This is a genomic window from Lysinibacillus sp. NPDC094403, assembly GCF_050278745.1.
In the GTDB taxonomy this organism is placed as follows: Bacteria; Bacillota; Bacilli; order Bacillales_A; family Planococcaceae; genus Lysinibacillus.
Genome location: NZ_JBNNTL010000019.1, coordinates 40,179 through 53,593 on the forward strand (window position 1 = coordinate 40,179; position 13,415 = coordinate 53,593).

General features: G+C 38.0%; 11 protein-coding genes. 1 reads left to right on the forward strand and 10 read right to left on the reverse strand.

The window, feature by feature from the left end; all coding sequences use genetic code 11:
* Positions 1-237: 237 nt before the first annotated feature.
* The 8 genes from ACQKMV_RS20375 to hemW form a co-directional block, all read right to left on the reverse strand.
* The gene (locus ACQKMV_RS20375; RefSeq protein ID WP_427506114.1) at positions 238-471 is read right to left on the reverse strand and encodes a hypothetical protein; all 234 of its coding nucleotides are present in this window, start codon (positions 469-471) and stop codon (positions 238-240) included.
* 268 nt (positions 472-739) lie between these two features.
* Complete coding sequence (locus tag ACQKMV_RS20380) at positions 740-1,477, reverse strand: 16S rRNA (uracil(1498)-N(3))-methyltransferase (protein WP_427506115.1); 738 nt, start codon at positions 1,475-1,477, stop codon at positions 740-742.
* An 82-nt stretch (positions 1,478-1,559) separates the two neighbouring features.
* Positions 1,560-2,501, reverse strand: a complete 942-nt coding sequence (gene prmA / locus ACQKMV_RS20385; RefSeq protein WP_427423251.1) for a 50S ribosomal protein L11 methyltransferase — start codon at positions 2,499-2,501, stop codon at positions 1,560-1,562.
* A 21-nt stretch (positions 2,502-2,522) separates the two neighbouring features.
* Positions 2,523-3,644: a molecular chaperone DnaJ gene (dnaJ, locus tag ACQKMV_RS20390; protein WP_427506116.1), complete on the reverse strand. Its 1,122-nt coding sequence runs from the start codon at positions 3,642-3,644 to the stop codon at positions 2,523-2,525.
* A 253-nt stretch (positions 3,645-3,897) separates the two neighbouring features.
* Positions 3,898-5,736, reverse strand: coding sequence for a molecular chaperone DnaK (gene dnaK / locus ACQKMV_RS20395; protein WP_427506117.1), 1,839 nt, complete (start codon positions 5,734-5,736; stop codon positions 3,898-3,900).
* A gap of 75 nt (positions 5,737-5,811) precedes the next feature.
* Positions 5,812-6,402 carry a nucleotide exchange factor GrpE gene (gene grpE / locus ACQKMV_RS20400; RefSeq protein ID WP_427506119.1) on the reverse strand — a complete coding sequence of 197 codons (591 nt, stop codon included), beginning with the start codon at positions 6,400-6,402 and terminating at the stop codon, positions 5,812-5,814.
* 17 nt (positions 6,403-6,419) lie between these two features.
* Complete coding sequence (gene hrcA, locus ACQKMV_RS20405; protein WP_427423255.1) at positions 6,420-7,448, reverse strand: heat-inducible transcriptional repressor HrcA; 1,029 nt, start codon at positions 7,446-7,448, stop codon at positions 6,420-6,422.
* An 89-nt stretch (positions 7,449-7,537) separates the two neighbouring features.
* Entirely contained in the window at positions 7,538-8,683 is a 1,146-nt protein-coding gene (gene hemW, locus ACQKMV_RS20410) for a radical SAM family heme chaperone HemW (protein ID WP_427506120.1), read from the reverse strand.
* 439 nt (positions 8,684-9,122) lie between these two features.
* On the opposite strand from hemW, the gene rpoN reads away from it, so the two are divergent.
* Positions 9,123-10,388, forward strand: coding sequence for an RNA polymerase factor sigma-54 (rpoN, locus tag ACQKMV_RS20415; RefSeq protein ID WP_427506122.1), 1,266 nt, complete (start codon positions 9,123-9,125; stop codon positions 10,386-10,388).
* 146 nt (positions 10,389-10,534) lie between these two features.
* Here rpoN and hutH read toward each other — a convergent pair whose 3' ends face one another.
* Both hutH and ACQKMV_RS20425 read right to left on the reverse strand, forming a co-directional pair.
* Positions 10,535-12,040, reverse strand: coding sequence for a histidine ammonia-lyase (gene hutH / locus ACQKMV_RS20420; RefSeq protein WP_427506123.1), 1,506 nt, complete (start codon positions 12,038-12,040; stop codon positions 10,535-10,537).
* Positions 12,041-12,080: 40 nt separating this feature from the next.
* Positions 12,081-13,397: a Na+/H+ antiporter family protein gene (locus ACQKMV_RS20425; RefSeq protein ID WP_427506124.1), complete on the reverse strand. Its 1,317-nt coding sequence runs from the start codon at positions 13,395-13,397 to the stop codon at positions 12,081-12,083.
* Between the last annotated feature and the right edge of the window lie 18 nt (positions 13,398-13,415).

Sequence of the window (13,415 nt, forward strand, 5' to 3'; positions counted from 1 at the left end):
ATTGGATCTAATTGATTACTCAAAAAATTTCCCTCTTTTCATTTTTGTAGTATTTGAGAGCTCTCCATATAGAATATGTAGCAATTAAATCTATGAATAGACGTGTATACTAGTTTTTTTTACTGATATTAAAAAATGAAAACAAAATGCCAGGTACTCTTTTTACTTGTGTTTTATATTTTAAAGCTTTCCAATACTTGATCCTTGCTTGAATGCTGAGACAATTAGATAACTGAATTACTCGCTTATCTTTTCCCAATTTACGTTTTTATTTATTTTCCCGTAGCCAAATCCGGCCCCAATACTAAAAGCTAATATTGAAATTGTAATTGGTATTTTACCTATTTCAAGTAACCGAATATTAAATAATTCAGGAAATGAAACAGTATATAAACCTGTTGCTATTAAAGTAGCACAATAGATCATAGCAGCAATTACAAAAAAAGTTAATGAGATAATTAATTTATTCATTTGCTTCCCTCAAAAATTTAATTATTTTATTTTCCTCAATCTGAATTATATAAGAAGAAGGATTTTTATGAATTCGTTACCAAAAATTAGAGTAACATATTTTTACAGTTGGACTGTCATATCACGACACGTTATGGGGATGGGCATATAGTAAAGCCGATTCAAAATTTTTTGAATCGGCTTTTTTGATAGGATCTAATATTAGAAGTCATTAAGCGTGGGTTTGACCTACATAAAAAGCCACATTTGACAAGGCTAAACGCTTATTTCATTCAAATTCATAAGATATTGCAGAAAGTGCATAGAGTGGCGCTGTTTCTGCTCGTAAAATTCGGGGTCCTAATGACATAGTTTGGGCTCCGGCTTGAAGTAGGGCATCCGCTTCTTTTCTAGCAATGCCGCCTTCTGGACCAAAGATAATAAGTATTGATTTCGACTTTTTGTCGTACGCGTTTTTAAGCTTCTCCGCAAACCTTGTGCGCTTTTCTGCTTTTGCATCCTCTTCATCTGCTATAAAAACGACGTCGAAATTGCCCACTTGCTCTACTAGCTGTTTAAAAGAGATTGGTTCATAAATTTCAGGGATATGTGTACGATGGGATTGCTCAGCTGCTTCTTTTGCAATTTTTTGTAGACGTTCTTGCTTTTTAGCACCCTTCTTTTTATCCCATTTAACGATGGAACGCTCCGCTTCAAATGGCAACAGGGCAAACATTCCAAGCTCTGTTGCCTTTTGTGTAATAAGTTCTAGTTTATCGCCCTTTGGTAAACCACATGCCACTGTTACATGAACAGGTAACTCCGGAGAAGGAACAATTTCGCCTGTAGTTTGAACGTGTACCTCATCTGCTTCGAAGGCTACAATTTCGCAAATATGGGCGGTGTTTTGTGCAACTACAACGATTTTGTCGCCCTCTTTCATACGCATTACTCGTTCAATATGTCGTGCATCCTCACCGCTAATACGTGCTTCCTCAATGGTCGTCTCAATAAAATAACGTTGCATTTTACCATACTCCTTTATAGCAAAAAGAGAAAACGCCAAATCGCAAGCACACGGCTCACGATTTGGCGCTTCCTCAGTCCACTTATTGTGGTCGACGGGCAATGATAGCTACCCAATCTTCCATTAGTAATACTTCTTCGATTACAAAGCCTGAAGCTTCTAGAGCTGCTTTTACATCATCACGTTTTGCGGCAATGATGCCTGAAGTGACATATAATCCACCCGGTTTGACAACTGAAAATGCATCGTCAGTAAAGGACATAATAATTTCTGCTAAAATATTGGCCACAACGACATCAGCTGGTTCCTTAACTGTATCTAGTAGGTTCCCATGGAATACAGATACTTTATCATCTACTTTGTTTAACGCAACATTTTCTTGTGCTGAACGTACTGCTACTTCGTCTAAATCAAGTGCATGTACGCTCTTAGCTCCTAGTAAGGCTGCACCAATTGATAGAACGCCTGAACCCGTTCCAATATCGATAACCGTATCTCCCTCATTTACAACCTTCTCAAGCCCCTGTAAGCACATAACAGTTGTAGGGTGTGTTCCTGTACCAAAAGCCATACCAGGATCTAATTCAATAATTAATTCATCTGTTGATACTGGTACATATTCTTCCCATGTTGGTACAATTGTAAAGCGTTCAGAAATTTTTACAGGATGATAGTATTGCTTCCATGCTGTTGCCCAGTCTTCCTCATTAACTTCCACAATCGATACAACATTATCGCCAATATCAATGTTAAAGTTCGTTAGATTTGTTATAGCTGCCTTAATTTCTTCGACTGTTTCATTTAAAAAACTAGACTCCGATAAATAAGCCTTAACAATAACACCATCTTTCGGAAAATCAGCTTCATTTAGCGCATATATTTCACCATACTGATCTTCTCGTGGTTTAGCAAATTCTGCAGAATCCTCAATAACCACACCACTTGCCCCTGCTTCATGCAAAATATTCGAAATTGCTTCTACCGCTTCATTTTTTGTATGAATGGATAATTCTGACCACTTCACGTAGCTCTTCAGCTCCTCTAATTATTCACCTTGGAATTTTTTCTTAATTTTATCGAATAGTGAGCTTCCTTGCTCTTCAGGAATATCACCACTGATTTCCGCAAATTCACGTAGTAATTGTTTTTGTTTTTCTGTTAATTTTTCTGGCGTTACAACTTTTACTGTTACATATTGATTCCCTGTGCCATAGCCATGTACATTTTTGACACCTTTGTCTTTTAGACGGAATTGCGCACCTGACTGTGTTCCCGCTGGTATACGTAGTTTTACTTTCCCATGGACAGTCGGAACTTCAATTTCATCACCAAGAGATGCTTGTGGGAATGTCAGTTTTAGTTCGAAATAAATATCATCTCCATCACGCTCAAACTCATTGTGTCCTTGAACGCGGAACATAATATATAAATCCCCTGCTGGTCCTCCATTTATACCAGGCTCACCTTGACCAGACACACGAATTTGCTGACCATCATCAACACCCGCTGGAATCGTTACTTTGATTTTCTTACGTGTTTGAACTTTTCCTTCACCACGACAAGTTGAACATTTTTCTTTAATGATTTTACCTGTACCATGACATGTAGAACAAGTACGACGATTCATCATACGCCCGAAAGGTGTATCCACAGCTTGATTTACTTGACCTGCACCTTGACATGTTGAACATGTTTCAGGTTTAGTACCTGTTTTTGCACCTGAACCGTGGCAAGTACCACATTCTTCATCTTTAGGAATTTCGATTTCGGTTTCTTTCCCGAAAATCGCTTCCTCAAATTTAATATTCATACGATATTGAAGATCATCACCTTTGCGTGGTGCATTCGGGTCTTGACGACGACCTCCACCACCAAAGAATGAGCTAAAAATATCCTCGAAGCCGCCAAAGCCGCCTCCTCCGAAGCCACCACCACCAAAGCCTGCATTTGGATCCTCGTGGCCAAATTGATCATAGCGTGCTTTTTTCTGATCGTCACTTAACACTTCATAAGCTTCAGCGATTTCTTTGAATTTTTCATCTGCACCCGGCTCTTTATTAAGGTCAGGATGATATTGCTTTGATAATTTACGGTATGCTTTTTTAATTTCATCTTTAGAAGCCGATTTCGTTAAACCAAGCACCTCGTAGTAATCGCGTTTCTCCATGATTCACTCTCCGCTCTTTTTGCATAAAATCTATTGTATCATGCAGTTAAAAAAACTGCCTCTATTTTAATTATTAATTATTCATTACAAATGTTGCATCACATTTTTTTTACTTTTCTCGCTGATAACCTATGCAACTAGACGATTCAATGTGTGTGTGTCTGTTTGAGTGAAGGATATAGCTCAAAAATAAAGAGAAAAGCCAAAGCCGCAAGCGGTCTTTGGCTTCTTCACTTAACTGTGTAACTTACTATTATTTATCGTCTTTTACTTCTTCAAAGTCAGCGTCTACGATATCATCTTTTTTACCAGCGCCAGCATCTGCACCAGCATCGCCACCTTGAGCTGCTTGAGCAGCTGCTGCAGCTTGTTCGTATACTTTCATAACTAATGGCTGTAATACGCCTTCTAGTTTTTCTTTAGCAGATTTAATGCCTTCTAATTCGCCAGCTTCAAGCGCTTTTTTTAGTTCATCACGAGCATCTTCTACAGATTTCTTCTCGTCTTCTGTAATTTGTTCACCTAAGTCAGCAATAGTTTTGTCAACTTGGAACACTAATTGGTCAGCTTCGTTGCGAAGATCTGCTTCTTCTTTACGTTTAGTATCCGCCTCAGCATTTGCCTCTGCGTCTTTTACCATACGTTCGATTTCTTCCTCAGACAAACCAGAATCAGATTGGATAACAATTGTTTGTTCTTTGTTTGTACCAAGATCTTTCGCTTTAACAGATACGATACCGTTTTTATCAATATCGAAAGTTACTTCGATTTGTGGTACACCACGTGGTGCTGGTGGGATATCCGATAATTGGAAGCGACCTAATGTTTTGTTGTCTGCTGCCATTGAACGTTCACCTTGTAGTACATGAATATCTACTGCTGGTTGGTTGTCAGCTGCAGTTGAGAATACTTGTGATTTAGATGTTGGAATCGTAGTGTTACGATCGATTAATTTTGTAAATACGCCACCCATAGTTTCAATACCTAATGAAAGTGGAGTTACGTCAAGTAGAACTACGTCTTTTACATCACCAGTTAGTACGCCACCTTGAACAGCAGCACCCATTGCTACAACTTCGTCAGGGTTTACACCACGGTGTGGCTCTTTTGCAGTTTCTTTACGTACAGCTTCTTGTACAGCTGGAATACGAGTAGAACCACCAACTAAGATAACTTGGTCAATTTCAGATGTTGAAAGACCTGCATCAGATAATGCTTGACGTACTGGACCTACTGTACGGTTTACTAATGGTAATGTAATTTCGTCAAATTTTGCACGAGTTAAAGAAATTTCTAAGTGTAATGGACCCGCTTCACCAGCAGTGATGAATGGTAAAGAAATTTGAGTAGATGTTACACCTGATAAGTCTTTTTTCGCTTTTTCAGCTGCATCTTTTAAACGTTGCATAGCCATTTTATCTTTAGATAGGTCAATGCCGTTTTCTTTTTTGAATTCTGCTACAAGATACTCGATGATAGCGTCGTCGAAATCGTCCCCACCTAGTTTGTTATCACCAGCTGTTGCTAATACTTCAAATACACCGTCACCTAATTCAAGAATAGATACGTCAAATGTACCGCCACCAAGGTCAAATACTAATACTTTTTGATCTGTATCTTGTTTGTCTAAACCATAAGCAAGTGCAGCAGCTGTTGGTTCGTTAATAATACGTTCAACTTCTAAACCAGCGATTTTACCAGCGTCTTTTGTAGCTTGACGTTGAGCATCGTTGAAGTAAGCAGGTACAGTAATAACTGCTTTAGTTACTTTTTCACCTAAGTAGTCTTCAGCATAGCCTTTTAAGTATTGAAGAATCATTGCAGAAACTTCTTGTGGAGTATATTCTTTATCTTCCACTTTAACTTTTTCAGATGTACCCATTTTAGATTTAATAGAAATAATTGTGTTAGGGTTTGTTACTGATTGACGTTTCGCTACTTCACCAACTTGACGTTCGCCATTTTTAAACGCAACAACAGATGGTGTTGTACGGTTTCCTTCTGGATTTGGAATTACTTTTGGTTCTCCACCTTCAAGTACAGAAACACAAGAGTTTGTTGTTCCTAAGTCAATACCGATAATTTTGCTCATAAAAATTTCCTCCTATTATTTAAACGCAAAAGATGCGTTTTCTAATTAAATGTCATTGACTAAATAGTGCTATTACTATTCGTTTACTGATACCATAGTTGGGCGTAATACACGATCCTTTAACATATAGCCTTTTTGAAGCTCGCGTAAGACAACTCCCGTCTCTTTTTCACTATCCTGCTCCTGCATGACAGCTTGGTGAACATTTGGATCAAATTGCTCACCTTCAGCTTTAATAATTTGTAAGCCTTCCTTCTCAGTAGCTTCTAACAGAGAACGGTATACCATTTCAATACCTTTTACGATAGAAGCAGTCTCTTCAGAAGTTGCTTCAACTTGTAAGGCACGCTCAAAATTATCGATTACTGGCAATAAATCTGACAGTAAGCTTTGTGCTCGATACTTATCAGCAGCCTCACGATCAAGTTGATTGCGACGGCGTATATTATCGAAGTCAGCACGTAAACGTAGATGACGATTTTCCTCGTCGTTTAGCTTTGCTTGTAACTCAGCTAGCTTTGCTTCGTACTGCTCTTCGATTGTTAACTCAGCTTCTTGTCCTTTTACTTCTTCTTTAACTTCTGTTTCTTCCACTTCTACTACATTTTCAGCTTGTACTTCCTTTTCTTCTTGTACAAGGTCTTTGTTTTCAGTTGTTTCCGTCACTTGAATCCTCCTCATTATCAATCACTACGATTCTTCGTAAAGGCTTGTGTTAAATCCATGCGCATTACGTCTAGTAAAGCAACAACACGCTTATAATCCATACGTGTTGGACCAATAATTGCTATAGCTCCTTGCTGATCTTCACCAATAGAATAAGTGGTCGTAATGACACTACAGTTTTCCATTTCTAGTTGTTTATTTTCCGAGCCGATACGAATATGAATGCCCGATTCATTAGGATGAAAGAGCGATTGCACTTGGCTAGTCGTTTCCATTAAGTCCAAAATCATACGGACTTTATTTAAATCGTGGAATTCCGGTTGGTTGAACATATTTGTTTTACCACCATAGAAAATTTTACTTTCTGAATTATGCATCGTCGCTGTAACGAGAGCTTGAATAAAATCATCCGCTGATCGAACGTGCTGCTGTAATACTGCTAGCACTTCAGCTTCCAGTTTTTTATGAATATCCTCTAATGACACACCAACAAGGCGTTCATTTAAGATATTAACCATTTTCTCTAAATCAGAAGCGGTAAAATTAGGGGGTAAACTAAACATGCGATTTTCAACATGTCCGTTATTCGTTACGATTATCGCTACTGCTGTATCGCTAGAGAGTGGCACAATTGAGAATCGTTTAATACGATGTCTTTGAACATCTGGTCCTAAAAGAATCGATGTATACGATGTCAGCTCTGATAAAATATTGGCTGACTTTCGGATAATATGCTCTACTTCTACTAAACGATCGTTGAAAATTGATTGGATTTGCTGAATGTCCCTTGAATTAATGCCTTGTGGATTCAACAAATGATCTACATAAAATCTATAACCCTTTTCCGAAGGCACTCGACCAGAGGAAGTGTGCGTTTTTTCTAAGAAGCCTAATTCCTCTAAATCCGCCATTTCATTTCGAATTGTGGCTGGACTAAATGTAATCTCTTGCTTTTTGGAGATTTGGCGAGAACCTACCGGCTGTGCAAACATAATAAAGTCGTCTACAATGGCTTGCAATATTTGTAATTGCCGATTTGTTAGCATGATTATCACCTCTGTTAGCACTCAACTAAGAGGAGTGCTAATACTATTATTAAGTTATCAAATCCTACATTTTATGTCAACGATATCGCTCAATCTTCTAGTAAAAATTGTTGAAAAACTTCATTACCTACAAAACGACCTTTTCGCGTAAGACGAATTCCTATAGTATCATGTTCCAAAAGACCTTCTGAAACTAATTTTTCAATGACATGTGTGTAATGCTTCTGTATCGATTCATTAAATTTTTCTTCATATATAGTGTGTGAAATTCCTTCCGTTTTACGCAGACCTAAAAACATTTGCTCTTCTCGTTTCTCATCCTTTGTTACAACATGTTCATATACAATTGGTAGTTCTCCTGCACTTACTGCATCCATATACTTTTTCAATGGTCCATGATTTGAATAGCGCACACCAGCTAGATATCCATGTGCACCGGCACCAAAGCCTGCATATTCATCGTTTTCCCAGTATATTTTATTATGTCTAGAACTGAAACCAGATTGAGCAAAGTTACTAATTTCGTATTGTTGAAGCCCATGAGCCTCCATCTGGTTCATTAGTACATCATACATATCCGCTTCAAGATCTTCAGTTGGTAAATGGAGCTTACCTTTTGTGAATTGATTATAAAAAATCGTTTTTGGCTCCACTATTAGTGAATAAGCGGAAAAATGCGGTAGATCAAGGGCGAACGCTTTTTCTAAAGTATCCTTCCATTGTGCCATCGTCTGACCTGGCAAACCATACATTAAATCCAGACTTATATTTCTGAAACCTACTTTTTTCGCCAAGGCAATTGTTTCATAGACGTGATTATTGCTATGTGTACGACCAATTTTCTTTAACAACTCTTGATCAAAAGATTGTACACCCATACTTATGCGATTTACACCACCATCAAATAGTGCCTTCAATTTTGCTTCTGATAGCTCGTCCGGATTGGCCTCTGATGTAAATTCTGTCACATTGTCCATTGGAATATACGCACGAATAAGCTCAAGAAGTTTCCCTAATTGTTTAGGTGTTAACGCTGTTGGCGTACCGCCACCAAGAAATATCGTTTCGATTTGTTTAAAACTCTCGGGATATTTTTTTGTCGCTAGCTCCATTTCCTTGCCTAGCATTTCTATATATTCATCCACTGGTTGATTTTTAAAATAAAATTTATTGAAATCGCAATAGTTGCAAATTTGATGACAAAAAGGAATATGAATGTAAACACCTCGTGCCATAGCTATCCCTTCTTTCTCGTTAGTCTTTTCCATTTCCTCATTATAAACAATCAAGGCAGGGAACGCCATGAATCCAACTAGTAAAATAACTAAATCAAAACAATAATATAGTATTAGCAATTTTCCACAAATTATGTACTAAACTGCACATTCCACTCTGAGAGGATACTTTCTGTGGGTGTAGCCTGGGACTCCTCGTCGCTCATACTTTGCTCCTGTGTAGTCACAATTCTCACGCTATTTTTGCAGGAATCTTTTGCTCTTCGACGAAAGCAAAACTACAGAGGCACTAGCCTCCCCCTACTCTACGCTTTCATACCAACTACTTTTTTTAATCCAGAATAGATTTTAGTTTTACACTGTTTATCTCTGTTAATAGTCCGAAAATTCTATCACTTTTATGATATGCTAATAAAAAGCTAAAAACGGAGGAATCATGATGGACATGTTTTTAAAGCAACAACAGCAGCAAAAAATGATGATGACACCTCAATTACAGCAATCTATTGAATTACTACAATATTCAACACTTGAACTCGAGCAATTTCTGTATGATCAACAATTAGAGAATCCGTTAATAGAACTTCAACCACCATCATTTCAAGAACGTATTTTTGGTAATTCACATTCTCCAGTTCGAACAACTGAGAATGATTTATATACAAAAATTGCAGAACCAAACTACCGAGAGGAATTGTTGCAACTAGCTACACTCACTTTTGCAGGTAATGATTTACAAATTGTGCGGTTTCTTATTGAACAGTTAGATAACAAGGGCTATTCTCCAGCACACCTTTCTAATATTGCAGATGAGCAACATTATTATGGTATTCAGCTTTTACAACAAATCGGGCCGCCAGGAATTGGTGCACGTAATCTGCAAGAATGTCTTCTGCTGCAAATCGAAGAGAATGATTATGATTTACAGCGACTTATTCAAAAAGGGCTGTTCCTACTAGCTGAACGTAAATTTCCTGAATTGATGAAATCTCTTAAACTTTCTAAAGAACAGTTATTAGCACTAATTAATCGGCTACAGCAACTAACACCAATACCTTGCGCTCTGAACTCAATAGATAATATCGAATATGTCACACCAGATATTGTTGTTGTGATCGAAGATGGCACATTACAATTCAGCTTAAATGATCGCTCACTGCCATCTATTCAGCTTCATGATAGCTATAAAAATGTCGCATCTTTACTACCCATAGTCGAACAAGCATATGTAAAACAGCAATATAAGCATTATGAATGGCTCGTCCATAGTTTACAGCGACGCCATCAAACAATTATTCGTATCATGTCAGTTGTCCTACAGCATCAACAACAATTTTTCTATCATGGGCTATCTTATTTAAAACCTTTATCTCTAAGAGATGTCGCAACACAAATAGACATGCACGAGTCAACAGTAAGTCGAGCAATTCGAAATAAAATAATACTAACACCTGTTGGAACATATTTATGGAAAGATCTATTTTCTTCTAAAATTGAAAGCACTCAATCAGAGCATTCTCAAACTTCAATCTTAGAAATGATTAAAAAAATAATCACCTTTGAAAATAAACAAAAGCCCCTATCCGATCAAAAGATTGCTGAAAGCCTAGCCAGCTCTTTTCAAATCCATTTGGCTAGACGTACTATTAGCAAGTATCGAGAAGAGTTAGGAATACCAGCAGCAAGCAAACGTAAGGAGTTATGAAAACGTTTTCTATATTACGGGATTTCGGCAATAATTCCATTTGCGAGAATAACGAGCTTCGAGACTATTATCTTAGTAACAAAAAAGTATGCTAGAAGACACCTTCAAGCATACTTTTTCTCATTAGGGATATCCCAAATTTTGTCTTATTCAATGCTTAAAATATCATTACTACTTAATAAATAATGAGCAAGAGCTTCGGTCTCTTCACCAATGGCCTTATCACCTTCTAATGGTGGGCAGAATGAACGTACTATTTCTAAAAATTTTCGTGTTGTTGGGGCTAATTGATGCTCTGCTTTTTCTAAAAAAATTGCTTGAGAGGCAGCAATTAACTCAATGGCAAGCACTCGTGCACTATTATGCACAATTTGTCTTGCTTGCCTCGCTGCAGTAGTTCCCATACTTACATGATCCTCTTGATTGCCTGAAGTCGGAATAGAATCCACACTTGACGGATGGGCAAGGACTTTATTTTCAGAAACGAGCGATGCAGCGACATATTGAACAACCATTAATCCACATTCAAGGCCTGGATTTGTTGCTAAAAACGGAGATAATCCACTTAATTGCGGATTCACTAAGCGCTCCGTCCTTCGTTCTGAAATATTCGCCCACTCTGCTACACCTACCTTTAAAAAATCCATGGCAAGTGCAATCGGTTGTCCGTGAAAATGCCCTCCAGATAGTACCTCGCCATTCTCTAATACAACCGGGTTATCTGTTGTGGCATTTGTCTCTATTTGCAAGCGTTGTTCTACATAATTGAAGCATTGCCACGAAGCTCCGTGAACTTGTGGTACACAGCGCAACGAATAAGCATCTTGCATACGTATTTCTCCTTGTGTTGTTATACGCTTGCTTCCCTCCAACCACTTTCGTATCCGACCTCCAACATCTGCTATTTCAGCATGAGGGCGCACTGCTAATAAATCTTCATCAAAGGCTGATATGATTCCCTTTAATGCCTCCATTGTCAGACATGCTGCCATATCTGCCGCGTACCCGAGACGTTCTGCCTCATTGATTGTAATAATCCCAATACCTGTCATCGCTTGTGTTCCATTAATTAATGCAAGTCCTTCTTTAGCTTGTAATCGAACTGCCGTGAGCCCTGCACGAGCTAATGCTTGCTGTCCTGATATGACCTCTCCTTGATACTCTGCTTTTCCTTCTCCGACAAGTACTAACGCAATATGTGCCAATGGTGCTAAATCACCACTAGCACCAACGGAACCTTGCGATGGCACAATAGGATGTACATTTTTATTGATTAATTCAACTAATAATTGAAGCGTTTCTTCGCGAATACCCGAATAGCCTTTTGCTAAAGCATTGGCTCGTAAAGCCATCATCGTGCGTACAATTGAGGTTTCTAATGGTGTGCCCACTCCAACTGCATCAGAACGTAGCAAATTGAGTTGCAATAGTTCATTATCTTGTTCAGCAATTTGAACATCACTCAGTTTACCGAAGCCTGTATTTACACCATATATAGCTTGGCCCTCGGATAACCTTTTTTCAATACGAGCGCGACTCTTTCTAACTCGATCTAACGCACTCGGTGCTAGCGAAACAGGTTCATAGCCTTTAGCAATTTTTTCAATTTGTTCTCTTGTTAATGTGTAACCATCCAGCAAAATAACTTCCATTTAAAATTTCACCCCTATGCTTCTTACTCATGTTTGATTTCTATAAAATCATTGCTGCCACAATACCAAATATAAATAATGGAATATTATAATGTACAAATGTTGGTACACATGTATCCCAAATATGGCTATGTTGTCCGTCAGCATTCAAACCGGATGTAGGGCCAAGTGTACTATCTGAAGCAGGAGAGCCTGCATCGCCTAGAGCACCAGCAGTTCCAATAAGCGCAGCTGTGGCGAGCGGACTAAATCCAACTGCTGCACATAACGGCACAAACACAACAGCTAAAATCGGTACCGTTCCAAATGATGTACCAATCCCCATTGTGACAAGTAAACCGATAAACAATAATAAAGTGGCAGTAATCAGCTTGCTTTGTCCTGTCATTCCCGTCATAGCTTCTACTAGCTCTGTAATTGCATTAGTTTCTTTTAAAATCGTTGCATAGCCTGAAGCAATTAGCATAATAAAAGCGATAGCTCCCATAAGCTTCACACCATTCTGTACAACTTCTTCACTGTCTTTAAGGAAGACAACTCGACCAACAAACATTACAATAATCCCTGATAATGAGCCTAAGACTAATGAACTTAAAGATAATTGAATAACAAGTGCTGCAAATATTGCTATGAGCGCTATCCAACTTTTACGATCCAATTTTGCCTCAGTATTTTCTGTCTTTGGATTCTCATAATCATGGATATCTTCTTCAAGTTGTTTATACTCTCTAGGTTTTTTATAAGAAATGAATACAGCAATGGCTAAGCCCAGAAACATTCCAATTGCCGGAATTGCCATAGCTTTTGGAATTTGACTCTGTACCATCGCCATACCATTTGCTGTCATCTCTTGTGCGATAATTCCTTGGAATATTAACCCATATCCAATTGGAATCCATAAGTAGGGCATTTTCAAGCCAAATGTTAAGGCAGATGCCAAGGCACGACGATCTATTTTCAATTTATTAAAGAAGAATAATAGTGGTGGTACCAGTATTGGAATGAACGCAATATGTACCGGGATAAGTGTGCCTGACAAACACGCGATAATTGCCAGAGTGAAAATTAAAATATATTTATTTGGTTTTTTTAATGATAGAAGCTTTTGAATAAGAATATTAGCCAAACCTGACTGGGCAATTAGAGCTGCAAATATTCCTAACAATACATAACTTAAAGCAGTTTCTGACTGCCCTCCCATGCCACCAATAAATATAGATACTGTTTCAGTTAACGATAAATCCGCGACAAGCCCTGCTACAATTGCTGCGATTATTAATGCAAATAAAACATGAACCCCACTTAAACTTAAAATAGACAAAACAATCACTGAGATTAAAACAGGATTCTCTAACATTTACATCCCCACTATCTT